Raw genomic sequence first — 21865 nt, forward strand, 5'->3', positions numbered from 1 at the left:
CCATCAGCGTCGCTGTTGTGGCCCATTCGCGGTCCAGGAGGCCGCCATGTATCGACGACTGCTCCTCATTGCGTTTCTTGGCCTGACTCTTTCGGCATGCGTGCCTTACTACGACGGAGGCTCGAGCTACTACCGTTCAGAGGTCTACACCTCACCCGGGCCGGCCTATTACAGCGGCGGGTATTATTCGGCACCACGGGGTTATTACGCGCCGCGCTACTACCAACCGGCGCCCCGTTATTACTCGGCCCCGCGTTATTACCAGCACGGCCCGCGCTATTACTCACCTCCAAGGGCGGCGTACCGGCCTTACCCACACCGGGGCGGTTGGGACGGTCGCGATCGGAGTGGCTGGAATGACGACCGGCGTGGCCGGGGCGGGCGTGATCGGGGACATGATCATCGAGGACGTGGTCATGATGGACGGGGCAACCATCGATAATGGACATGCAATAAAAAAGCGGCGCATCAAGCGCCGCTTTTTTATTGCCCAAGGGGTTTACTCGTTGGATAAATCCGCCAACGGATGCCGCCCCTCCCAGGCCTTGTGAAAGTGCGCCTCGACTGCTGCTTCCGGTACATGGTTGATGTCCGGCCAGTGCCAGCGCGGTTTGTGATCCTTGTCGATCAATCGCGCCCGCACCCCTTCGCTGAATTCCGGATGGCGGCAGCAGTTCAGGCTCAGGGTGTATTCCATGCGGAACACGCCGGCCAGCGACAAATGCCGCGCCCGGCTGATCTGCTCCCAGACCAGGTGCGCCGTCAACGGCGAGCCCTCGGTCATGGTCCTGGCTGCCCGGGCGATCAGCGGGTCCGGATGGTCCACCAACAAACCGAGGGCCTTCCAAGCGCAACGGACGTCGCTGACGTCCAGCCATTCGTCGATTTTCTGCCGACGGGGCAACCACTGGGCTTCGGGCAACTGGGCCAGCGCTTCTTGCTGCAAGGCCTTGAGCAGACTGTTGAGTTGCATCTCGGTCTGTTCCTGCCAGTTGAGTTGCAACAAGCCCTCGATCAGGTCGTCCTGCTGCTCATCGAGTAGAAACCGATCGGCCAGGCCCAGGTCGATGGCGTCGCGCGCGTTCATGTGGGCACCGGTCAGGCCGAGAAACAGGCCAAGCTTGCCTGGCAGGCGCGACAGGAACCAACTGGCGCCGACATCCGGATACAAGCCGATACTGATTTCCGGCATCGCCAGGCGACTGCTCGGCGTGACGATTCGCGTGCTCGCGCCTTGCAGCAACCCCATGCCGCCCCCGAGCACGTAGCCGTGGCCCCAGCACAGCAGGGGCTTGGGGTAAGTATGGAGGTTGAAGTCCAAGCGATATTCGGCGGCGAAAAATTGTGCGGCCAGCGGCGGCACCTCGCCAGGGTGGGCGCGGCAGGCTTCCACCAGGCTGCGGACCTCGCCGCCGGCACAAAACGCTTTGGCGCCGTTGCCACGTAGCAGCACGCAGACTATTTGCGGTTCTTTGGCCCAAGCGTCAAGACGATCGCGCAGGGCGTTGATCATTGGCAGGGACAAGGCATTCAGGGATTTTTCGGCGTCCAGGGTGGCGACGCCCAGGCGCGCGCCATTGATGCCGGTGAGTTCTTCGAAGTGCAGATTCATCGTGACCTCGATCAGAAATTGAACCATCAGTATGACTGCTGTGGGGGAAAGTGCCGGATCCGCGTCAGATCAATTGACAAGCCTTGTGGGCTTTCCTAGGGTGCGCCCATTGTTTTTACCGGGTACAACCATGACCGCTGACGACCGTATCAAACTCGAACCCAGCTGGAAGCAGGCACTGCGTGCCGAGTTCGACCAGCCCTACATGGCAGAGTTGCGTGAGTTCCTGCGCAGTGAATACGCCGCTGGCAAGGAGATCTATCCGCCGGCCCCGCTGATTTTCAACGCCCTCAATTCCACTCCGCTGGACAAGGTCAAAGTCGTGATCCTCGGCCAGGACCCCTATCACGGCCCGGGCCAGGCCCATGGACTGTGCTTCTCGGTGCAGCCGGGCGTGCCGACACCACCTTCGCTGGTGAACATCTACAAGGAGTTGAAGCGCGACCTGAATATCGATATCCCCAACCACGGCTATCTGCAAAGCTGGGCCGACCAGGGCGTGTTGCTGCTCAATACCACCCTGACCGTAGAGCGCGCCAATGCCAACGCCCATGCGAAGAAAGGTTGGCAGCATTTTACCGACAGGGTCATCGAGGTGGTCAGTGAACACCAGCCGCACTTGGTGTTCCTGCTGTGGGGCGCACATGCCCAGAGCAAGCAGAAGCTGATCGATGCGACCAAACACCTGGTGTTGACCTCGGTCCATCCGTCACCGCTATCGGCCCACCGGGGCTTCATCGGCTGCGGGCATTTCAGCCGGACCAACAAGTTTCTCGATCAGCATGGCGAGAGACCGATCGAATGGCGGTTGCCGCCGGTTTGATGCGCTAGCGGGCCCGCCGCTCCCACACTGTCAGTGCGTGTCGCACTTTTTTGTGGGAGCCAGCTCGCGAAGAGGGCAACTCGGTCTATCAGGCCGACCCAGGCCTGCGCATCCAATACCGGAACAGCGGCTCTGCCAGGAACAGCACGAACAACAGCCGCATCACCTGCAACGCCGTCACCAAGGGCACCGACAATTGCAGGGTTTCTGCCGTCAGGCTCATCTCCGCGATCCCTCCGGGCATCATGCCCAGGGTCAGCGAACGCAGGTCCAGGTGGGTCAAGGTGCTCAGGCCAAGGGCCGCAAGCGTGGCGATCAGCATCGTCAATACGGTGCCAACCAACGTGCGTCCCATGAACGACGGTGCCCGGCGGAAGAACTGCCGGTTGAAATGACAGCCCAGGCCGCTGCCGATCAGCCATTGGCCGATCTGGCTGCCACCATCGGGCAGGCCGATGTGCAAATCCCAACCGATGCTCACCGCCGCGCTGACCAGCAGCGGACCGAACAACCATGGGTTGGGCTGGCGCAGGCGTTCCCAGGTCCAGGCGAGCAGGGCGCCGGCCGGGAACAGGATCGCCAGCCACAACCAGTCCACCGTGGTGGCATGTTGCACGGGGGTGCCTTCGCCCAGCAGATATTTGAAAGCGGCCGGCACGCACAGCACCACCACCAGCACCCGAAGGCTCTGGCCCGCCGCAACACGGCTGAGGTCCGCACCGTTGCGGGCGCCGAGGTTGACCATTTCGCCGGAACCGCCCGGCATGCTGGAAAAGAAAGCGGTGGCGCGCTCTTCGCCGGTGCGGCGCATCAGCCACACGCTCACCACGCTGGACACGCTGGTGATCAGCGCGCCGAAGAAGATCAGGCCGAAGTGGCTCAGGACTTGTTCCATCACCACCGGCGTGAAGTGCAAACCGATGCCGATGCCCACCACCCATTGGCCGCATTTGCGGCCGCCGGGGATTTCCATCAATTGCCATGGGGTCAGGCAGCGCACCAGGATGATCGCCAACAGCGAGCCGACCATCCAGGGCAAGGGCCAGCCGATCAGGCTGGCCAGATAACCGCCGGCCAGACCGACCAGCGGTGTTCCCCACCATTGTCTGAAGGTTGTTGCCTCAGACATTGGCCAGGGCACGACGCTGGGCGCTACGACGACGCCAGATGCGCAGCAGCGGCAGGAACAACATGATCGCCGTCAGGACCCAGCAACCGGCGGTGATCGGGCTGGACCAGAGGATTTCCAGCGCACCGTTGGAGATCGACAACGCACGCCGCAGGTTCTGCTCCATCAGGCCGCCGAGGATGAAACCCAGCAGCACGGGCGACAGCGGGAATTCCAACTTGCGCAGGATGTAGCCGAAGATACCGATGCCGATCATCAGGAACAGGTCGAACGTGGTGGCGTGCACCGCATAGACACCGATGCCAGTGATGATCGCGATCACGGGCACCAGTGCCCAGTTCGGCACAGCCAGGATGCGGGTGAAGACGCGGATCATCGGGATGTTGAGAATCACCAGCATGACGTTGGCGACGAACAACGAGGCGATCAGGCCCCAGACGATGTCCGGTTGCTGCTGGAACAGCAGCGGGCCGGGTGTGATGTTGTACAGCGACAACGCGCCGATCATCACCGCGGTGGTGCCCGAACCGGGAACGCCGAGGGTCAGCATCGGTACGAGTGCGCCGCAGGCTGCGCCGCCGATGGCGGTTTCCGGGGCCGCGAGGCCGCGCTTGTCGCCCTGGCCGAACGTACCGCTGGCGCCGGCCATGCGTTTTTCAGTCATGTAGGCCACGGCACTGGCCAAGGTCGCCCCGGCACCTGGCAACACGCCCATGATGAAGCCGAGCACGCCGCAGCGCATGTTCACCCAGAACACCGAGGCCGCTTCCTTGACGTTGAACATCATCCGTCCGGTGGCTTTCACCGCTTCCTGGCCGCGGTGGGTTTTTTCCAGCAGCAACAGGATCTCGCTGATGGAGAACAGGCCCAGCACCAGCACGACGAACTGGATGCCATCGGTCAAATGGATGTTGTCACCGGTGAAGCGGTAGACGCCGCTGTTGGCGTCGATGCCGACGCACGACAGGAACAGGCCGATCAACGCCGCGATAAACGTCTTCAGCGGGCGATCGCCAGCCATGCCGCCCAGGCAGACGATGGCGAACACCATCAGTACGAAATATTCCGCCGGTCCGAAGGCAATGGCCCATTTGGCCAGCAAGGGAGCAAACAGCACCATCCCGCAGGTGGCGATGAGCGCGCCGAGGAACGAACTCCACGCCGACAGCGACAAGGCGACCCCGGCCAAGCCTTGGCGAGCCATTGGATAACCGTCCAGCGTGGTCATTACAGTGGACGCTTCGCCTGGGATGTTGAGCAGGATCGAGCTGATACGCCCGCCGTATTCACAGCCCAGGTAAACGGCCGCCAACAGGATCAACGCCGACTCCGGCGGCAGGCCCAGGGCGAAGGCAATCGGGATCAGCAGCGCCACGCCGTTGATCGGGCCCAGGCCCGGCAGCAGGCCAACGACGGTGCCGATCAACGTGCCGCTCAACGCGGTGACCAGGTTGTACGGGGTCAGTGCAACGCCAAAACCCTGGCCGAGATAATTCAGGGTATCCATATCAATTCTCCAGGACGTCGAGCAGGCCCAGGGGCAGCGGCACGTCCATCAGCTTGTCGAACAATAGATAAAGACCAATGGCCATCAGGCTGATGATCACCACGCTCGGTACCCAGCGGCCGCCATACAGGCGCGCCATCGGCACACCGGTGACAATGCTGGCGAGGATGAAGCCCAGGGGTTCGAAGGTCCCGGCGAAGACCAACAGGAGCAACACGCAGATGCCGATTTTCTGCAAGGTTTCGCGGTCCAGTTGCGGGTCGTCTTCGCTGTGTACGACCGGCGTGGGGCGAAACAGCATGTACAGCAGCGCCAGCCCCATCAGCCCGAGTATCAGCAGGGGAAAGGCACGCGGGCCGACGGGTTCATAGGAAAAGGCTGCCTGATAAGGCCAAGCCATCAGCGCCAGGCCGATACAGGCCAGCAACAGCACTGCGGCAACAATACGTTGGATGACGAACATGACTAACTCCTGGGCGGCGCCGGTTGTACCAGCGCCGCCGCGAGAACAGAGGCGATTACTGGATCAGGCCGAACTCTTTGGCCAGCATCTTGTAGTCGGCCACTTGTTTCTTCACGTAGGTATCCAGTTCGGGGCCGGTCAAGGCAAAGGGGAACAGTTCGCGCTGATCGCGCAGCTTGGCGAACTCGTCGGAGGCCAGCAGCTTGTCGAAGGCATTTTTCCACCATTCGTATTCTGCATCGGTGACCTTCGGGCCCAGGTAGAAGCCACGTACCACCGGCCAACGGATGTCGTAGCCTTGTTCCACCGCGGTCGGGATGTCTTTCATTTCCGGCTCGTCCAGGCGCTTATCGGAGAACACCGCCAGCAGACGCATGTCGCCGCTCTGGATATGTGGCATGGAGTCGGAGATGTCCGTACTGCCCACCTGGATATGGCCGCCGAGCAGGGCCGTGGCGATTTCACCGCCGCCTTCAAGGGCCACGTAGCGCAGTTTGCGCGGGTCGATACCGGCGGCCTTGGCAATCAATGCGGTCTGCATCCAGTCCTGGCTGCCGACGGTGCCGCCGGAGCCGATCACCACCGAGCCAGGATCTTTCTTCAGGGCCTGTACCAGATCGTCAAGATTTTTGTAGGGCGAATCGCTTTTCACGGCGATGGCGCCATAGCTGGTGCCGACGGCAGCGAGCCAGCGCACGTTGGTTTCATCAAAACGGCCAAACTTGCCTTGCGCCAGGTTCAGCAACGAACCGCTGGACCAGGCCACCAACGTGCCTGCGTCGGCCGGGCGTTGTGCGACCACTGCGTTGTAGGCCACCGCGCCGACACCGCCGGGCATGTAGGTGACGCGCATCGGCTTGGTCAGCAGCTTTTCATTGACCAGTGCGCTTTGCGCCAGTTTGCAGGTCAGGTCGAAACCACCACCTGGAGCGGCGGGGGCGATGCATTCGGGGCGCTTTGGCTCTTTGGATGGATCGGCGGCGAGCGTTTGCCCGGCGAGCATCAGGCATCCAACGGCAAGGGCTACTTTACGCAGTGCTAGGTTCATTGTTGTCTCCACAGGAGTTGTTGTTTTGTGTTTCAAATCAGGCTTCGCAGCGCATGTACGGTGCAGACTTGCAAACGCGTTTCAAAGACGCGGCAGTGCGGTCTGCGCAGTGGCACAGGCAAGGGTAGTCTGGTTGGGGCAGGAAAGGCGGGTGGGCATTGAAGCCATGAGCTGTAGGGACAGCATGATGAATACTCCGCTTATTGTTTTTATTCGGCGAAAACGCTTCGAGGCGTTTTTCGTTTCGCGAGGTGTCTCGCGACCGGCAGTCGAAACTGTCCGTGGAGCGACTCTAGCGGCCCAACCTTTCGCTAACCTTTCAAAAGCTTTCAGGATGATTTTTGGCTTCACAGTGGCGGATGCGGCTGTAAACTCCGCGCCAAAGAATGGCGCCGGCCATCCCTGAATCGAGGAAAAACCCATGCGTGTTCTGCTCGTCGAAGACCATCTGCAGCTGGCCGAAAGTGTCGCCCAGGCGCTCAAGAGCACGGGTTTGACAGTGGACGTGCTGCACGACGGGGTAGCCGCCGACCTGGCCCTGGGTAGCGAGGAATATGCGGTGGCGATTCTCGATGTCGGATTGCCACGCATGGACGGTTTCGAGGTGCTGGCGCGCTTGCGGGCGCGGGGCAAGACCTTGCCGGTGCTGATGTTGACCGCTCGCAGCGACGTCAAGGACCGCGTCCATGGCCTCAATCTCGGCGCCGATGATTATCTGGCCAAGCCATTTGAACTGACCGAGCTGGAAGCCCGGGTCAAGGCGTTGTTGCGCCGCAGCGTGCTCGGTGGCGAGCGCCAGCAGCGCTGCGGTGGGTTGGTCTACGACCTGGACACCCGGCGTTTTACCCTGGATGAGGAACTGATGACCTTGACCTCCCGCGAGCAGGCGGTCCTGGAAGCGCTGATTGCCCGCCCTGGGCGGGTGATGAGCAAGGAACAACTGGCATCCCAGGTATTTGGCCTGGACGAAGAAGCCAGCCCTGACGCCATCGAAATCTACGTTCATCGACTGCGCAAGAAGCTCGATGGCCATGCGGTGGCGATCGTGACGTTCCGGGGCTTGGGCTATCTATTGGAAACCCGCGATGCATAAGCCCGACAGCCTGCGCTGGCGGCTGCTGCGCAATCTTGCGTCGTTGCTGGTGGTGCTGATGCTCGCCAGCGGCCTCAGCGCCTATTGGAATGGTCGCGAAGCGGCCGATACCGCCTACGACCGGACGCTGTTGGCTTCGGCCCGGACCATCGCCGCCGGCCTTTCCCAGCGAGACGGCACGCTCAGCGCGGACGTGCCTTACGTGGCCCTGGACACCTTCGCCTATGACAGCGCAGGGCGTATCTACTACCAGGTCAACGATATCCACCAGAAGTTGATTTCCGGCTACGAAAACCTTCCCGGTCCGCCGCCGGGTACGCCGCGCACGGACGATTACCCAGCGCTGGCACGTTTCTACAACGCCACCTACCAGGGCCAGAATGTGCGGGTCGTGAGCCTGCTCAAGGCCGTGAGCGAGCCTGAGATGAACGGCATGGCGGAAATTCGCGTGGCGGAAACCGAAGAAGCGCGGGTCAGCATGGCGCGCAGCTTGATGGCCGATACGTTGCTGCGGTTGGGCATGCTGGCCGTGGGGGCGCTGTTGTTGGTGTGGTTCGCAGTGAGTGCCGCGCTGCGTCCGCTGGAGCGCTTGCGCACCGCAGTGGAAGAGCGCCAACCGGATGACTTGCGGCCGCTGCCGCTGGTGGAAGTCCAGCACGAGTTATGGCCGCTGGTGCGAGCGCTCAACCATTTCACTGAGCGCCTGCGCGGCCAATTTGAACGCCAGGCGCAATTCATTGCCGATGCCGCTCATGAGCTGCGAACGCCCTTGGCCGCCCTCAAGGCGCGCCTGGAGTTGGGCTTGCGCGCCAGCGAACCGGCCACGTGGCGCGAAACCCTGGAGACCGCGGCCCAGGGCACCGACCGCTTGACTCACCTTGCGAACCAGCTGCTGTCGCTGGCCCGAGTGGAAAATGGCGCGCGGGCGATTGCCGAGGGTGGCGCGCAATTGCTTGACCTGAGCCAGCTCGCCCGTGAACTGGGCATGGCCATGGCGCCATTGGCTCATGCCCGGGGTGTCGCATTGGCGCTGGAGGCCGATGAGCCCGTCTGGCTGCGGGGCGAACCGACTTTGCTGAACGAGCTGTTGAGCAATCTGGTGGACAACGCGCTGGCCCATACGCCATCGGGTGGTAACGTGATCCTGCGGGTCGCCGCGCCGGCGGTGCTGGAGGTCGAGGATGACGGCCCCGGCATTCCTGAAACCGAGCGGGAGCGGGTGTTCGAGCGCTTCTATCGACGCAACCAGCAAGTGGCCGGTTCGGGCTTGGGGTTGGCGATCGTCGGGGAAATCTGCCGCGCGCACCTGGCACAGATCAGCCTGCATGATGGGCAGGAGAGCGGATTGAAGGTGCGGGTGAGTTTTATCCCTGGTTGACAACAACGCGTAACCCTGTGGCGGGGGAGCTTGCTCCCTGGCCGCAACAGGCTCTGTCAGTAAAACATTGACCGCGCTTCTTCCAGGTCCGCGCAGCGGTCCTGGTTGTCCAGGTCGATGCCCAGCTTCTTGATCGCGGGGACTCCAAACGCGTCGATCCTGCTCAGCGGATGGTCGCAGTCCTTGTAGCAGTACAGCGCGGCAACCTGCACCAGGTCGACATAATCGAGTTGTTTCGAATCCCGGGTGAAATCCAGATACAACCCCGGCAATTTCACCAAGCGCTCCGGAAACTCCCAGACGCTGAGCAGCTTATCCCCCAACACGGGATGGATCGTCTCGATGACATGGTTCAGGCTGACCGGGTCCGACAGTAGTTCGTTGTTGTCTTCGGCATACGTCAGGATCGGCAGCACGCCGATCTGATGCACCAAGCCGCCCAGCGCGGCCTGGTCAGGCTTGAGGTGCGTGTAGCTGCGGCACAGCGCATAACTGACCCCGGCGATTTCCAGGCTCTTGCGCCACACTTCCCGCATCTTTTGTTCGACGACATCGGAGCGGGCATGGAATATCTGCTCCATGACCAGGCCAATCGCCAGGTTGCTGCTGTAGTTGACGCCCAGCCGGGTGATGGCCGTGTGCAAGTCCGTCACTTCCTGCGTGGCGCGCAGCAGCGGGCTGTTGACCACTTTTATCAGGCGAGCCGAGAGTGCCGTGTCACGGCCGATCACTTTGCTCAGATTGCTGACGCTGATCTCCGGATCTTCGGCGGCCCGGCGAATCTGCATGGCCACTTCCGGTAATGTGGGCAGGACCAGATCGTCATTATCGATGGCCGCCACCAAATCCCGCTGGACCTTATCCGCCAAATCGCTCATTTCGGTTCTCTAGGTGTTGCGACAAAATGTTGCGATCAACGCTGGATTTCGCGGTCGCGATCCAGTTCGTAAGGCAAGTCCAGCAATTGTAGCGCGGGGCCTTCCAAAGCACCGAGGTGCAAATTGCCATCCCCTGCCGCTTCGGCCTGCAATACCGCCAGCAGTTCAATGTTTCGCTCGGCATGGGCGGCAATGACGACCTCACCGATGGAGCTGCCGTGAGTGGGGGAAAACAGCGGGGTGCCGGGCTCCGGCAATTCGCTGGCGTCCAGTTGCAGGCGATAGAGGCGACGCTTGAGCTTGCCGAGGTACTGCATGCGAGCGACGATTTCCTGGCCGGTGTAGCAGCCTTTCTTGAAACTCACGCCGCCGACGGCTTGCAGGTTGAGCATTTGCGGAATGAACAATTCGCGCGTGGCCGGCATGACCTGGCCGATGCCCGCACGGACCTGGCCCAGCAGCCAGCGGTTCAAGTCGCCTTCGGCCAGCTCGGCGCCCAGGCGAGTGCGTAGCGTCTCGGCCTGTTCGGCGCGGGCCCAGAGCTCGGCGCGGCCGGGGGAGACGCGAATGGCGATCAAGGATTCCTGGCGGGCCACGCTGTCGGTGTCGGCCGGCAACTCCAGGCCCAGTTCGCTGAGTGCGGTGTCAGCGTTTTCCAATCCGAAGCGAACCCATGCCGGGCTTTCATCGGTGAGTTTGGATTTGGAGAACACTGCGTACTTCTTCAGGTCCGCCAGTTGGGGTTCGAGTAACTCGCTGGCCATCGCCATGAGGACGCCGTCGCCTTCGAGCACGATCCGGAAGCTCGATTGCATCCGGCCTTTTTGCGTGCAACGGGCGCCGAGGCTGGCCCGGGTGTCGCTCAGGTAGTTGAGGTTGCAGGTCAATTGGCCTTGCAGGAATTTGCCGGCATCCACGCCGCGGACCGCGAGAACGCCTTCGTGGGACAGGGTGCAGAAAAAAGCGGAATCAGCCATGGGTCATCGCAGGGTAAAAAGTCTGGTAGACATCATAAGGGGACGCCCTTGAAATGGGTAGTTTACAAAGGTTCGGCGATGACCGACCAAAGCCGTCTGTTCCGCCACGGCCGGGCCTGTATACTTGCGCTCTATTTGAGGAGCGCTCCATGGTCGAAGATGTTGAACTGAATCGCCTCTACTGGCACAGCCGCCGCGGCATGCTTGAGCTTGACGTGTTGCTGGTGCCGTTCGTGAAAGAGGTCTATCCCCACCTCGATGAGGTTGACCGTGCATGCTACGTCCGCCTGCTCGAGTGCGAAGACCAGGACATGTTCGGCTGGTTCATGGAACGCAGTGAGTCCGAGGATCCGGAGTTGCAACGCATGGTCCGGATGATCCTGGATCGTGTCCAGCCCAAGTAATCGCTTCGAATGCCGCTGGCGCGCCTCCAGACGATTGCTGGCGGCGTACCTTTTGGCGCTGGTGCTCGCCCTTGTTTCGTTGTTGCTATTGGCTATCCCCCTCGGGTATGCAGTCGTAGGTATCCTGCTGTGCCTGGGCCATGGCGCCTGGGTACTGCCGCGACATCTGTTATTGACCCATCGGCGAGCGTTTCGTGGCTTGCGTCGCGATGCCGATGGCTGGCAGCTCTGGAGCACCGGGGGCGGCTGGCAGGCGGTGCAGTTGCGGCCCGACAGCCTCGCATTGCCGATGATCGTCGTGCTGCGCTTTCGCCTCCAGGGTGAGCGGCGGGTTCGCTCGCTGTGTGTGCCCCGCGATGCGCTGGCGCCGGATGTCCATCGGCGCCTGCGGGTACGACTCAGGTTCAGCCGGCGTAGGTGGGCGGCACCAGGATAGTGTCCAGCGCCTCCGGCAACAGGTCCGGGTAATCGAGGGTGTAATGCAGTCCTCGGCTTTCCTTGCGTTCCATGGCCGAGCGAATCATCAATTCGGCCACCTGAGCCAGGTTGCGGAGTTCGATCAAGTCCCGGCTGACTTTGTAGTTACTGTAGAACTCATCGATCTCGTCGAGCAGCAGGCGAACCCGATGCTGGGCCCGTTGCAGGCGTTTGTTGGTGCGCACGATCCCAACGTAATCCCACATGAAGCGCCGAAGTTCGTCCCAGTTGTGGGCAATGATCACGTCTTCGTCAGAGTCGGTGACCTGGCTGGCGTCCCACGAGGGCAGGGCGGCCGGGATGGCGATCTGCGGCAATTGCTCAAGAATGTCGGCCGCTGCCGAGCGGGCGTAGACGAAACATTCCAGCAGCGAGTTGCTGGCCATGCGATTGGCGCCGTGCAGCCCGGTAAAGCTGGTTTCGCCGATCGCATACAGGCCTGGGACATCGGTGCGGCCGAATTGGTCGACCATGACGCCGCCACAGGTGTAATGCGCCGCCGGAACCACCGGAATAGGCTGCTTGGTGATGTCGATGGAAAATTCCAGGCAGCGTTCGTAGACCGTCGGGAAATGGCTCTTGATGAACGCTTCGGGCTTGTGGCTGATGTCCAGGTAGACGCAGTCGATGCCCAGGCGCTTCATCTCATGGTCGATGGCCCGGGCAACGATGTCCCGTGGGGCCAGCTCGGCGCGGGGATCGAAGCGTTGCATGAAGCGTTCCCCGTTGGGCAGCTTCAGGTGCGCGCCTTCGCCGCGCAGGGCCTCGGTCACCAGGAAGCTCTTGGCCTGCGGGTGGTAGAGGCAGGTGGGGTGGAACTGATTGAATTCCAGGTTCGCCACCCGGCAACCGGAGCGCCAAGCCATGGCGATGCCGTCACCGCAGGCGCCATCGGGGTTGCTGGTGTAGAGATAGACTTTTGCCGCGCCACCGGAAGCCAGGATGACGAAGCGCGCGCCGTAGGTGTCAACTTCACCGGTGCCGCGGTTGAGCACGTAGGCGCCCAGGCAGCGATCACCGTCCAGGCCCAAGCGTTTCTCGGTGATCAGGTCGATCGCGACTCGCTGCTCCAGCAACTCGATGTTCGGTCGCTGCCGGGCCTGGGCCAGCAGGGTCTTGAAAATTGCCGCGCCCGTCGCGTCGGCGGCATGGATGATCCGGCGGTGGCTGTGACCGCCCTCGCGGGTCAGGTGAAACTCGAAGCCGCCGTCTTCAGTGCCGGACTGCTCATCGCGGGTAAACGGCACGCCCTGGTCGATCAGCCATTGGATCGCCTCCCTGCTGTGCTCGACGGTGAAACGCACCGCGTCCTGATTGCACAGCCCGCCTCCGGCGTTGAGCGTGTCGTCGACGTGGGATTGGATCGTGTCGGCGTCATCCAGCACGGCCGCGACGCCGCCCTGGGCCCAGAACGTCGAGCCGTTGGCGAGGTCGCCCTTGCTCAGTACGGCGATGCGCAGATGCGCGGGCAGGGTCAAGGCCAGGCTCAATCCGGCGGCACCGCTGCCGATTACCAGTACATCATGTTGGAACTGTTGGCTCATTCGAATGATTTCCGCTCAAAGCGACCCGTGAGGGGTTGGCGCCGGACATCCGCTTCAACGGGTCAGGCAGCCTTGCAGCCCACTAGTATATAGAGGGGGGGATCGGCACAATAGCCGGGCAATCATGGCGATGTGAAACCAGCGTGACGGAAAAGCGACACGCTTCGTCGGAACAGGGTTTTCCTGAAATGGCGACAACGCGACGTTTTCGAGGACGGAACGTTGTTTATCTCGTCACGGTTGCCAAATCTTCGTTTCGAAGGGCAGAAAATAGCGGGAACTTTTGCCAAGCGGCTACGTTCAATAGACGGTTGTCTGCAAAAGGGAACAGCGTCGGGTTGGTGCAGGACTTCGATTCGAATCCTCGCCCGGCAGGCCCGGCGACAGATTATTCGCGCAGCCGGGGAATCTCGTGCTGCGTTTTTCGTGCGTGCCGGATCAGAGCGCGCCGGAAACTTGCTTGGAAGGGGGAGAACTTTTGCGAAAAGCCCGAGTCTATGTTTGCAAGCCCGGTCGATTAGTAGTGCAAGCCTCCTTCGAGCTTATCGAGGAGTGTTCATGCTAACCCAGGAAGAGGATCAGCAGCTGGTCGAACGCGTTCAGCGCGGCGACAAGCGAGCTTTCGATCTGCTAGTGCTGAAATACCAGCACAAAATTCTCGGGTTGATCGTGCGTTTTGTGCACGACACCCATGAAGCCCAGGATGTTGCCCAGGAAGCCTTCATCAAGGCCTACCGCGCACTTGGAAATTTTCGCGGGGATAGCGCGTTTTACACGTGGCTTTACCGCATCGCCATTAACACGGCGAAAAACTATCTGGTTTCACGCGGCCGCCGGCCGCCGGATAGCGATGTGAGTTCTGAAGATGCGGAGTTCTACGATGGCGATCATGGCCTCAAGGACCTCGAATCACCGGAGCGAGCGTTGCTGCGGGATGAGATCGAAGGCACCGTCCATCGAACCATCCAGCAACTGCCCGAAGATTTGCGTACGGCTTTAACTTTACGCGAATTCGACGGTCTGAGTTACGAGGACATTGCGAGCGTCATGCAATGTCCGGTGGGTACCGTGCGCTCCCGGATCTTCCGCGCTCGGGAGGCCATCGATAAAGCCCTGCAACCGTTGTTGCAGGAAAACTGAGACAGCGGCGACAGCCAAGAGAGGAACGCCATGAGTCGTGAAGCCCTGCAGGAATCGCTGTCCGCAGTGATGGATAACGAAGCGGACGAATTGGAATTGCGTCGGGTATTGAATGCCTTCGACGATGTTGAAACCCGTGAGACCTGGGCCCGTTACCAGATCGCCCGGGCTGTCATGCACAAGGACCTGCTGCTTCCGCGCCTGGACATCGCTGCGGCCGTTTCTGCTGCATTGGCTGATGAAGCCGTACCGGCGAAAGCCTCCCGTGGTCCATGGCGTAGCCTGGGTCGCTTGGCTGTAGCTGCTTCGGTCACCGTCGCGGTATTGGCCGGTGTCCGGTTGTACAACCAGGACGAGATCGCTGGCGTGCAGATGGCGCAGCAATCCAACCAGCCAAGCCTGGCAACGCCACAGGTCAAGGGGCCTGCGGTACTGGCCGGCTACAGCGAAGGTTCGGAGGCCGCTGGCCCGATGAACAACGGTGTCTTGCAAGGACAGCCAGGCTGGCACGATCAGCGCCTGCCGAACTACCTGCGCCAGCATGCCCAGCAGGCTGCGTTGAAAGGCACTGAAAGCGCGCTGCCTTACGCTCGTGCGGCCAGCTTGGAAAACCGTTAAGGAGGACCATGCGCGCCATACCTCTCTTCTCGCTTCTGCTTGGTGGCTGGTGCGTGATTCCAGCCCATGCTGGCGAGGCTCAAGACTGGCTTAATCGTCTGAGCCAAGCCGAGCAACAGCAAAGCTTCCAGGGCACTTTCGTTTACGAGCGTAACGGTAGTTTTTCTACCCATAACATCTGGCATCGTGTTCAGGATGGTAAGGTCCGCGAGCGGTTGCTCCAGCTCGACGGTTCGGCACAGGAGGTCATGCGCATTGATGGACATACTCAATGCGTCAGTGGCACCTTGATCGCCGGGCTGGGAAATACACCAGATGGCACTGCACGTACGCTCGATCCGCAAAAACTCAAGAATTGGTATGACCTTGCCGTAATCGGCAAGTCGCGCGTGGCTGGGCGTCAGGCGGTCATCGTGGCGCTGACTCCGAAGGACCAGCATCGTTATGGGTTCGAACTGCATCTGGACAAGGAAACCGGGTTGCCGCTCAAGTCCTTGCTGTTGAATGACAAGGGACAGTTGCTCGAACGCTTTCAATATACCCGCCTGAATACCGCCGCACCTTCGGAGGCTGACCTGCAGGCCAGTGCCGAATGCACGGCTGTTGCCAAGGAGCCTGACAAGGCGACGGCAGTCAAGACCGCATGGCGTTCGGACTGGCTTCCGCCGGGCTTTGAATTGACCAGCAGTGTTACGCGAAATGACCCGGACACCAAGGTGCCGGTCAACAGCCTCATGTACGACGACGGCCTGGCTCGGTTCTCGGTATTCCTGGAGCCGTTGAATGGCGCCACTGCCACCGATACCCGTACGCAGTTGGGGCCGACCGCCGCCGTATCCCGCCGTCTGACCACGCCGCAAGGCGAAATGATGGTCACGGTGGTCGGTGAGATTCCTATCGGGACGGCCGAGCGGATCGCGCTTTCCATGCGCTCCGACGTCACGGCAGCCAAATAGCCCAGTGCCCAGGTGATTCGATTGCGCAGGAGGCCGTTAACGCCAAGGCTTGATCGGTATGCGGAAACTTCCTGTCAGCATTTTCATTTGCAAAAAAACGATTTTTTTTCTATTAGGTCAGAGCCGCTCGGCTCTGGCCTTGTCTGTTTGCGGAACAAAAATACCGGAGTATCGTTCTCCCGTGTTTCTGCTCCATATCGCTTAACCATGCTCGTCGTAACGGGAGCCGTATGTCGATACTACGCTTGAAAACCTATCTCTCCATTTTTGCCACCGTGCTTGTGCTCGGCCAGGCCGTTCCTGCCGTGGCGGTCGAATTGCCCGATTTTACGCAATTGGTCGAGCAGGCTTCGCCCGCCGTAGTGAACATCAGTACGACGCAGAAGCTGCCGGAACGTCGGGTAATGGACCCGCAGATGCCCGACCTGGAAGGCCTGCCCCCCATGTTGCGCGAATTCTTCGAGCGCGGGATGCCGCAACCACGGTCGCCGGGTGGTGGCCGCCAGCGGGAAGCGCAGTCCCTGGGCTCGGGTTTCATCATTTCACCGGATGGCTACATCCTGACCAACAACCACGTGATCGCCGATGCCGATGAGATCCTGGTACGCCTGGCCGATCGCAGTGAGCTCAAGGCCAAGCTGATCGGCACCGACCCTCGGTCCGACGTGGCGTTGCTCAAGATCGAAGGCAAGGACTTGCCCGTGCTCAAGCTTGGCAAATCCCAGAATCTGAAGGCCGGCCAATGGGTCGTCGCGATCGGTTCGCCGTTCGGCTTCGACCACACCGTGACCCAGGGCATCGTCAGTGCCATCGGCCGCAGCCTGCCCAACGAAAACTACGTGCCGTTCATCCAGACCGACGTGCCGATCAACCCAGGCAACTCCGGCGGCCCGCTGTTCAACCTCGACGGTGAAGTGGTGGGGATCAACTCGCAGATCTATACCCGTTCGGGTGGCTTCATGGGCGTTTCCTTCGCGATTCCGATCGACGTTGCCATGGACGTGTCCAACCAGCTGAAAAGCGAAGGCAAAGTCAGCCGTGGCTGGCTGGGCGTGGTCATCCAGGAAGTGAACAAGGACCTGGCCGAATCGTTCGGGCTGGAAAAACCCGCCGGTGCCCTGGTGGCGCAAATCCAGGACGGTGGTCCGGCAGCCAAGGGCGGCTTGCAGGTCGGCGATGTGATCCTCAGCCTCAATGGCCAGCCGATCGTCATGTCTGCTGATTTGCCGCACCTGGTAGGTGCCCTCAAGGCCGGGGCCAAGGCCAACCTCGAAGTCATTCGCGAGGGCAAGCGCAAGAACGTTGAACTCACGGTCGGCGCTATTCCGGAAGAGGGCAAGGAGCTGGATTCGCTGCCCAAGTCCGGCGTCGAGCGCAGCAGCAATCGCCTGGGCGTCGCGGTGGTCGAACTGACCGACGAGCAGAAGCGCACCCTGGAGTTGCAAGGTGGTGTGGCGATCAAGGAAGTGCAGGAAGGTCCTGCTGCACTGATCGGCCTGCAACCAGGCGACATCATTACGCACCTGAATAACCAGGCCATCGGATCCGCCAAGGAATTCACCGATATCGCCAAGGCGCTGCCGAAGAATCGCTCGGTATCGATGCGCGTCCTGCGTCAAGGACGTGCGAGCTTCATCACGTTCAAGCTGGCCGAATAAGCCAGTTACCGGCTGAAAAAAACCGCTTCGATATCGAGGCGGTTTTTTTATGCCGGGCTGCTAGGTTCAGCCCATCATGTCCTTGACCATTCGCTCCTGCTCCATGAGCTCTCGCTGCCGTGCGTCGATCCGCGACGACAATGGGAAATTGCTTCCTGCGCGACGTTTGGCGAAATCCAGTTGTTGGATCGCCTGGCGATAGTCTCCCACCAACGCGAAGTACTCGGCGCGGGCCTGGTGCAAGCCGATGATGTTGCCCGACAGGCCGCGTGTCTCGGCGACCATGTACCAGACGTCCGGATCGTCCGGACGGCTTTTGAGCAGGGTTTCCAGCGCTTTTTCCGCATCAGCGGGACGATTCTGCTTGAGTAGCAGGTCGACACGAACTTGGTTGAGCGGGTAATTGCCCGGGTACTGGGTCAGCAGCCGGTCGACACGCGATTGAGCGTCCGGCAGCTTGTTGCTGGTGATGTCCAGATCGACCTGGGCCAGGTTGTAGATGATTTCGTTGGGCGATTTAGCCAGCAAGGGCTTGAGGTTCTCCCGCGCTTCATTCAACTGGCCGCCCTTGATCTGTGCGATCGCCAGGCCATAGCGGGCCACATCGTTCTTTGGATTTTCGTCCAGCAGCGCGCGAAAGCGCTTGGCGGCAAGCCCCGGGGTTTCTTCATACGTCAATTGGACTCGGGCGCGAATCAGCTGATAGCGCATGCTGTCCTCGATCCCCCCCGGCTTGGCCTGTTCGGCGCGGTTACGGGTGTCGGCGATACGCGACTCGGTGACCGGGTGAGTCAGCAGGAACTCGGGAGGCCTGGCATCAAAGCGGTATTGGCGCATCAGGCGTTCGAACATAGTTGGCATGGACCGTGGGTCATACCCGGCTTTTTCCAGGTTCTGGATGCCGATGCGGTCCGCTTCCTGTTCGTTCTGGCGCGAGAAGCGTCGCTGTTCCTGGATGGCGGCGGCCTGGGTCCCGGCGATGGCGGCAATCCCGGCGTCGCCACCGCCAGCGGCGGCGACCACGATACCCGCCAGCAGAGCGGCCATCATCGGCACCTGCATGCGCTGTTGTGCTTCGACGCCACGGGCAAAGTGGCGCTGGGACAAATGCGCCAGTTCGTGGGCCATGACCGACGCGTATTCGCCTTCGGTCTGTGCGTTGAGGAACAGGCCGCCATTGACCCCGACGATTCCGCCAGGAGCGGCGAAGGCGTTGAGCTGCGGGCTGTTGATCAGGATGAATTCCAGGCGCCGGTCATTGACCTGGCTGGTTTCCACCAGCTTGTAGACGCTGGTTTCGACGTAGTCCTTGAGCTGCGGGTCGTTGAGCTGTGAAACCTGGCTGCGCAGCAGAGCCAGCCAGGCGCGGCCCAATTGGTGCTCCTGCTCTGGCGAGACGATGGCAGAACTGGCATCGCCAAGTGACGGCAGGTCGTCGGCGAAGCCCGGTGAGGCGAGCAGGCAAGCGAGCGTCAGCAGGGTGGGGCGCAGAAATGTCATGCACGAAGCCTTAGTCGACAAAGACCTTACTGTAGCCGGACAGCGTGTCCGGGACCAGATATTCTAGGCGGCTCGACGACCCGTTGCGGAGTGAAACAATGATCGATGCTGTAGCCCATGATGCCGAGCTGGACGCCAGCGGCCTGAATTGCCCGTTGCCGTTGCTCAAGGCCAAGCTGGAACTCAATCGCCTGGCCAGCGGTGCGGTGCTCAAGGTAACCGCCACGGATGCTGGCTCGCAGCGCGATTTCCGCACCTTCGCCCGATTGGCCGGTCATACGCTGCTGCGCGAAGAGGACGAAAACGGCGTCTACCGTTACTGGTTGAAGAAAGCCTGAAAACAGGCGACACCCCTTAAGGATTTTTAATGTTCAAAGTGTTACGGGACTGGATTCAGCGCTACTTCTCCGATGAAGAAGCCGTGGTGCTGGCGGTGCTGCTGTTCCTGGCATTCACCGCGGTACTGACGCTGGGCGGCATGCTTGCACCGGTATTGGCAGGGATGGTGTTGGCGTACCTGATGCAAGGTCTGGTCACCACGCTGGAGCGCTTGCGACTGCCCGGTTCCGTCGCGGTAGGGCTGGTGTTTGCGTTGTTCATGGGGCTGCTTTTGGTGTTTCTGGTGGTGATCGTGCCCTTGCTCTGGCACCAGTTGGTGACGTTGTTCAACGAATTGCCGGGCATGCTCGTCAAATGGCAATCGCTGTTGTTGCTGCTGCCGGAACGTTATCCGCACCTGGTCTCGGATGAGCAGGTATTGCAGACGATCGAAGTGGTACGCGGCGAGATCGGCAAGTTCGGCCAGTGGGCGCTGACGTTTTCGCTGTCCAGCTTGCCGTTGCTGGTGAACATCATGATTTACCTGGTGCTGGTACCGATCCTGGTGTTTTTCTTTCTCAAGGACCGGGAAATGATCGGGCGCTGGGTCCGCGGTTACCTGCCCCGCGAACGGGCGTTGCTGACGCGGGTGGCCCAGGAGATGAATCGGCAGATCGCCAATTACATCCGCGGGAAAGTCATCGAGATATTTATCTGTGGCGGCGTGACGTACATCGGCTTTGTCGCCCTGGGACTCAACTATGCCGCCCTGTTGGCGCTGTTGGTGGGCATTTCAGTAGTGGTTCCTTACGTCGGCACCGTGGTGGTGACCGTGCCGGTGGCGCTGATTGCGCTGTTCCAGTGGGGCTGGAGCGATCAGTTCATCTACCTGATGGCGGTCTACGGAATCATCCAGACCCTGGACGGCAACGTGTTGGTGCCGCTGTTGTTCTCCGAGGCGGTGAACCTGCATCCGGTGGCCATCATCTGTGCGGTGTTGCTGTTCGGTGGGTTGTGGGGCTTCTGGGGCGTGTTTTTCGCGATTCCCCTGGCGACGCTGTTCAAGGCGGTGCTGGATGCGTGGCCGAGCAAGGAACCGGTGGTGGCGCCGTTGTTGTAGCTTGAGCAATGGGGTGATGCTGATGGCCCCTTTGCGAGCAAGCTCGCGAAGGGGCCAGTACCGACAGCGGGAATTTCAGCCCTTGTTCAATGCCTGAGCCGCCGTCAACACAGCATCCACATGCCCCGGCACCTTCACGCCGCGCCATTCCTGGCGCAGCACGCCATCCTTGTCGATCAGGAAGGTGCTGCGATCAACGCCCAGGTATTCCTTGCCATAAAGCTTCTTCAGCTTGATCACATCGAACAACTGGCAAACCGCTTCGTCCTTGTCGCTGATCAGCTCGAAGGGGAATTCCTGCTTGCACTTGAAGTTCTCGTGGGACTTGAGGCTGTCCCGGGAGACACCGAACACTTCGGTGTTGGCGGCCTGGAACTGCGCGTACTGATCACGAAAACCCTGGCCTTCGGTGGTGCAGCCAGGGGTGCTGTCCTTGGGGTAGAAGTAGATGACCACCTGCTTGCCCTTGAGGGCGGCGAGGCTCACGGTCTGCCCGCTGGTGGCGGGCGCCTGGAAATCGGTGACCGGCTGGTCGATGGCAACGGCCATGAACGCTTCCTTACATTGGGTTTTGTGGGCGCCACGGTTCGATCAAGGCATCCAGGTTCATCGCGTCGGCGAAATCCAGGAACTGATCGCGCAGCCAACTGATCTGGGTGCCGGCCGGCAATGTCACGGTGAACGTGGCGTTGAGCATGGTGCCGCCGGTCTGCGGGGCCTGGTAGGTATCGCAGGTCAGGTTTTCCAGTTCGACGTGATGGTCCATGAAGAACTGGCACAACTCGTTGATGATGTCCGGGCGGTAGGCCGAACTCACATAAGCCACGTAGGGCAGGGCCTGGGGACGATTCTCCAAGGCGGCGCTGCGTACCACGTTGACGGTGAACGCGTGTTTCTTGGCCAGCACGGGCAGGCTGCCCTCGAGGCGGGCCAGGGCGTCCCAACTGCCGGAGATTTCCAGCACGAGCGCGCTGCACTCGCCATGACGGGTCAGGCGTGACGTCACGACGGCGCAGCGATTCTCATGGCTGGCGCGGCACAGGACGTTAGTCAGCTCCATGGGGTTGGCGCCAAGGGCACTGATAACAAGGAATTGTTCGCGGACTGTGGGGGTGGACATGCAGCATTCCTAAAGCGATGAGCGGTCGGTACGTTTCAGCTCGTTGCGGTGCCAGCCCTGGGAAACCGAACGATTCAAGCCCTTCGTCTTGTGGATGTGCTG

Annotated in this window: 23 protein-coding genes; 12 read left to right on the top strand and 11 right to left on the bottom strand. The window is 61.1% G+C overall.

Annotation, left to right across the window (positions count from 1 at the left end; translation table 11 throughout):
• Positions 1 to 46 precede the first annotated feature (46 nt).
• Positions 47 to 442, top strand: a complete 396-nt coding sequence (locus tag JZ00_RS30480; RefSeq protein WP_080942488.1) for a hypothetical protein — start codon at positions 47 to 49, stop codon at positions 440 to 442.
• Positions 443 to 499: 57 nt separating this feature from the next.
• Here the strand turns inward: JZ00_RS30480 and JZ00_RS21885 are convergent, their stop codons facing one another.
• Entirely contained in the window at positions 500 to 1612 is a 1113-nt protein-coding gene (locus JZ00_RS21885) for an enoyl-CoA hydratase/isomerase family protein (RefSeq protein ID WP_039593367.1), read from the bottom strand.
• A 130-nt stretch (positions 1613 to 1742) separates the two neighbouring features.
• On the opposite strand from JZ00_RS21885, the gene ung reads away from it, so the two are divergent.
• A complete protein-coding gene (gene ung / locus JZ00_RS21890) occupies positions 1743 to 2435 on the top strand; it encodes a uracil-DNA glycosylase (RefSeq protein WP_039593302.1) in 693 nt (230 codons plus the stop codon).
• 88 nt (positions 2436 to 2523) lie between these two features.
• Here the strand turns inward: ung and JZ00_RS21895 are convergent, their stop codons facing one another.
• From JZ00_RS21895 to JZ00_RS21910, 4 genes are read right to left on the bottom strand one after another with little or no spacing between them, the layout of a single operon-like run.
• Positions 2524 to 3564, bottom strand: a complete 1041-nt coding sequence (locus JZ00_RS21895) for an AbrB family transcriptional regulator (protein WP_039593303.1) — start codon at positions 3562 to 3564, stop codon at positions 2524 to 2526.
• Positions 3557 to 5071, bottom strand: a complete 1515-nt coding sequence (locus tag JZ00_RS21900; protein ID WP_039593304.1) for a tripartite tricarboxylate transporter permease — start codon at positions 5069 to 5071, stop codon at positions 3557 to 3559. Before JZ00_RS21900 ends, JZ00_RS21895 begins: the two co-directional genes overlap by 8 nt.
• 1 nt (position 5072) lies before the next feature.
• Entirely contained in the window at positions 5073 to 5534 is a 462-nt protein-coding gene (locus JZ00_RS21905) for a tripartite tricarboxylate transporter TctB family protein (RefSeq protein ID WP_039593305.1), read from the bottom strand.
• 55 nt (positions 5535 to 5589) lie between these two features.
• A complete protein-coding gene (locus tag JZ00_RS21910) occupies positions 5590 to 6582 on the bottom strand; it encodes a Bug family tripartite tricarboxylate transporter substrate binding protein (RefSeq protein WP_039593306.1) in 993 nt (330 codons plus the stop codon).
• Positions 6583 to 7003: 421 nt separating this feature from the next.
• On the opposite strand from JZ00_RS21910, the gene JZ00_RS21915 reads away from it, so the two are divergent.
• Both JZ00_RS21915 and JZ00_RS21920 read left to right on the top strand, forming a co-directional pair.
• Positions 7004 to 7675 (top strand): response regulator, encoded by a 672-nt coding sequence (locus JZ00_RS21915; protein WP_039593307.1) that lies wholly within the window; start codon positions 7004 to 7006, stop codon positions 7673 to 7675.
• A complete protein-coding gene (locus tag JZ00_RS21920; protein ID WP_039593308.1) occupies positions 7668 to 9053 on the top strand; it encodes a sensor histidine kinase in 1386 nt (461 codons plus the stop codon). The genes JZ00_RS21915 and JZ00_RS21920 overlap by 8 nt, the downstream gene beginning before the upstream one ends.
• Positions 9054 to 9109: 56 nt before the next feature.
• Here the strand turns inward: JZ00_RS21920 and JZ00_RS21925 are convergent, their stop codons facing one another.
• Positions 9110 to 9931: an HDOD domain-containing protein gene (locus tag JZ00_RS21925; protein ID WP_039593309.1), complete on the bottom strand. Its 822-nt coding sequence runs from the start codon at positions 9929 to 9931 to the stop codon at positions 9110 to 9112.
• 35 nt (positions 9932 to 9966) lie between these two features.
• Positions 9967 to 10908, bottom strand: coding sequence for a CAF17-like 4Fe-4S cluster assembly/insertion protein YgfZ (gene ygfZ / locus JZ00_RS21930; protein ID WP_039593310.1), 942 nt, complete (start codon positions 10906 to 10908; stop codon positions 9967 to 9969).
• 149 nt (positions 10909 to 11057) lie between these two features.
• Here ygfZ and JZ00_RS21935 point away from each other — a divergent pair, with 149 nt between their 5' ends.
• Together JZ00_RS21935 and JZ00_RS30485 are read left to right on the top strand one after the other, a co-directional pair.
• Positions 11058 to 11312 carry an FAD assembly factor SdhE gene (locus tag JZ00_RS21935; protein WP_039593311.1) on the top strand — a complete coding sequence of 85 codons (255 nt, stop codon included), beginning with the start codon at positions 11058 to 11060 and terminating at the stop codon, positions 11310 to 11312.
• Positions 11296 to 11748: a protein YgfX gene (locus tag JZ00_RS30485; RefSeq protein ID WP_080942489.1), complete on the top strand. Its 453-nt coding sequence runs from the start codon at positions 11296 to 11298 to the stop codon at positions 11746 to 11748. Before JZ00_RS21935 ends, JZ00_RS30485 begins: the two co-directional genes overlap by 17 nt.
• On the opposite strand, the gene nadB is transcribed toward JZ00_RS30485, so the two are convergent.
• Positions 11717 to 13333 (bottom strand): L-aspartate oxidase, encoded by a 1617-nt coding sequence (gene nadB, locus JZ00_RS21945; protein WP_039593312.1) that lies wholly within the window; start codon positions 13331 to 13333, stop codon positions 11717 to 11719. The genes JZ00_RS30485 and nadB overlap by 32 nt on opposite strands.
• A gap of 558 nt (positions 13334 to 13891) precedes the next feature.
• On the opposite strand from nadB, the gene rpoE reads away from it, so the two are divergent.
• The 4 genes from rpoE (at position 13892) to JZ00_RS21965 (ending at position 17705) form a co-directional block, all read left to right on the top strand.
• The gene (gene rpoE / locus JZ00_RS21950; RefSeq protein ID WP_003172477.1) at positions 13892 to 14473 is read left to right on the top strand and encodes an RNA polymerase sigma factor RpoE; all 582 of its coding nucleotides are present in this window, start codon (positions 13892 to 13894) and stop codon (positions 14471 to 14473) included.
• A gap of 30 nt (positions 14474 to 14503) precedes the next feature.
• On the top strand, positions 14504 to 15091 hold the full coding sequence (locus JZ00_RS21955; RefSeq protein WP_039593313.1) for a sigma-E factor negative regulatory protein: 588 nt from the start codon (positions 14504 to 14506) through the stop codon (positions 15089 to 15091).
• Positions 15092 to 15099: 8 nt separating this feature from the next.
• On the top strand, positions 15100 to 16047 hold the full coding sequence (locus JZ00_RS21960) for a MucB/RseB C-terminal domain-containing protein (protein WP_039593314.1): 948 nt from the start codon (positions 15100 to 15102) through the stop codon (positions 16045 to 16047).
• Positions 16048 to 16277: 230 nt separating this feature from the next.
• Positions 16278 to 17705, top strand: coding sequence for a DegQ family serine endoprotease (locus JZ00_RS21965; RefSeq protein WP_039593315.1), 1428 nt, complete (start codon positions 16278 to 16280; stop codon positions 17703 to 17705).
• A 66-nt stretch (positions 17706 to 17771) separates the two neighbouring features.
• Here JZ00_RS21965 and JZ00_RS21970 read toward each other — a convergent pair whose 3' ends face one another.
• The gene (locus JZ00_RS21970) at positions 17772 to 19205 is read right to left on the bottom strand and encodes a M48 family metalloprotease (RefSeq protein WP_039593316.1); all 1434 of its coding nucleotides are present in this window, start codon (positions 19203 to 19205) and stop codon (positions 17772 to 17774) included.
• A 98-nt stretch (positions 19206 to 19303) separates the two neighbouring features.
• Between JZ00_RS21970 and JZ00_RS21975 the strand changes: the two genes are divergently transcribed.
• Together JZ00_RS21975 and JZ00_RS21980 are read left to right on the top strand one after the other, a co-directional pair.
• The gene (locus JZ00_RS21975) at positions 19304 to 19543 is read left to right on the top strand and encodes a sulfurtransferase TusA family protein (protein WP_039593317.1); all 240 of its coding nucleotides are present in this window, start codon (positions 19304 to 19306) and stop codon (positions 19541 to 19543) included.
• A gap of 29 nt (positions 19544 to 19572) precedes the next feature.
• The gene (locus JZ00_RS21980) at positions 19573 to 20643 is read left to right on the top strand and encodes an AI-2E family transporter (protein ID WP_039593318.1); all 1071 of its coding nucleotides are present in this window, start codon (positions 19573 to 19575) and stop codon (positions 20641 to 20643) included.
• A 75-nt stretch (positions 20644 to 20718) separates the two neighbouring features.
• Here the strand turns inward: JZ00_RS21980 and JZ00_RS21985 are convergent, their stop codons facing one another.
• Complete coding sequence (locus JZ00_RS21985) at positions 20719 to 21192, bottom strand: peroxiredoxin (RefSeq protein WP_039593319.1); 474 nt, start codon at positions 21190 to 21192, stop codon at positions 20719 to 20721.
• 10 nt (positions 21193 to 21202) lie between these two features.
• Positions 21203 to 21763, bottom strand: coding sequence for a glycine cleavage system transcriptional repressor (locus tag JZ00_RS21990; RefSeq protein ID WP_003184325.1), 561 nt, complete (start codon positions 21761 to 21763; stop codon positions 21203 to 21205).
• Positions 21764 to 21865 lie beyond the last annotated feature (102 nt).

This window comes from Pseudomonas frederiksbergensis (assembly GCF_000802155.2).
Classification (GTDB): domain Bacteria; phylum Pseudomonadota; class Gammaproteobacteria; order Pseudomonadales; family Pseudomonadaceae; genus Aquipseudomonas; species Aquipseudomonas frederiksbergensis_A.

Bases quoted from the DNA above. Each gene is read 5' to 3' on its own strand.
- JZ00_RS30480 (WP_080942488.1), top strand. From the start codon at position 47: ATGTATCGACGACTGCTCCTCATTGCGTTTCTTGGCCTGACTCTTTCG.
- JZ00_RS21885 (WP_039593367.1), bottom strand. From the start codon at position 1,612: ATGAATCTGCACTTCGAAGAACTCACCGGCATCAATGGCGCGCGCCTG.
- ung (WP_039593302.1), top strand. From the start codon at position 1,743: ATGACCGCTGACGACCGTATCAAACTCGAACCCAGCTGGAAGCAGGCA.
- JZ00_RS21895 (WP_039593303.1), bottom strand. From the start codon at position 3,564: ATGTCTGAGGCAACAACCTTCAGACAATGGTGGGGAACACCGCTGGTC.
- JZ00_RS21900 (WP_039593304.1), bottom strand. From the start codon at position 5,071: ATGGATACCCTGAATTATCTCGGCCAGGGTTTTGGCGTTGCACTGACC.
- JZ00_RS21905 (WP_039593305.1), bottom strand. From the start codon at position 5,534: ATGTTCGTCATCCAACGTATTGTTGCCGCAGTGCTGTTGCTGGCCTGT.
- JZ00_RS21910 (WP_039593306.1), bottom strand. From the start codon at position 6,582: ATGAACCTAGCACTGCGTAAAGTAGCCCTTGCCGTTGGATGCCTGATG.
- JZ00_RS21915 (WP_039593307.1), top strand. From the start codon at position 7,004: ATGCGTGTTCTGCTCGTCGAAGACCATCTGCAGCTGGCCGAAAGTGTC.
- JZ00_RS21920 (WP_039593308.1), top strand. From the start codon at position 7,668: ATGCATAAGCCCGACAGCCTGCGCTGGCGGCTGCTGCGCAATCTTGCG.
- JZ00_RS21925 (WP_039593309.1), bottom strand. From the start codon at position 9,931: ATGAGCGATTTGGCGGATAAGGTCCAGCGGGATTTGGTGGCGGCCATC.
- ygfZ (WP_039593310.1), bottom strand. From the start codon at position 10,908: ATGGCTGATTCCGCTTTTTTCTGCACCCTGTCCCACGAAGGCGTTCTC.
- JZ00_RS21935 (WP_039593311.1), top strand. From the start codon at position 11,058: ATGGTCGAAGATGTTGAACTGAATCGCCTCTACTGGCACAGCCGCCGC.
- nadB (WP_039593312.1), bottom strand. From the start codon at position 13,333: ATGAGCCAACAGTTCCAACATGATGTACTGGTAATCGGCAGCGGTGCC.
- rpoE (WP_003172477.1), top strand. From the start codon at position 13,892: ATGCTAACCCAGGAAGAGGATCAGCAGCTGGTCGAACGCGTTCAGCGC.
- JZ00_RS21955 (WP_039593313.1), top strand. From the start codon at position 14,504: ATGAGTCGTGAAGCCCTGCAGGAATCGCTGTCCGCAGTGATGGATAAC.
- JZ00_RS21960 (WP_039593314.1), top strand. From the start codon at position 15,100: ATGCGCGCCATACCTCTCTTCTCGCTTCTGCTTGGTGGCTGGTGCGTG.
- JZ00_RS21965 (WP_039593315.1), top strand. From the start codon at position 16,278: ATGTCGATACTACGCTTGAAAACCTATCTCTCCATTTTTGCCACCGTG.
- JZ00_RS21970 (WP_039593316.1), bottom strand. From the start codon at position 19,205: ATGACATTTCTGCGCCCCACCCTGCTGACGCTCGCTTGCCTGCTCGCC.
- JZ00_RS21975 (WP_039593317.1), top strand. From the start codon at position 19,304: ATGATCGATGCTGTAGCCCATGATGCCGAGCTGGACGCCAGCGGCCTG.
- JZ00_RS21980 (WP_039593318.1), top strand. From the start codon at position 19,573: ATGTTCAAAGTGTTACGGGACTGGATTCAGCGCTACTTCTCCGATGAA.
- JZ00_RS21985 (WP_039593319.1), bottom strand. From the start codon at position 21,192: ATGGCCGTTGCCATCGACCAGCCGGTCACCGATTTCCAGGCGCCCGCC.
- JZ00_RS21990 (WP_003184325.1), bottom strand. From the start codon at position 21,763: ATGTCCACCCCCACAGTCCGCGAACAATTCCTTGTTATCAGTGCCCTT.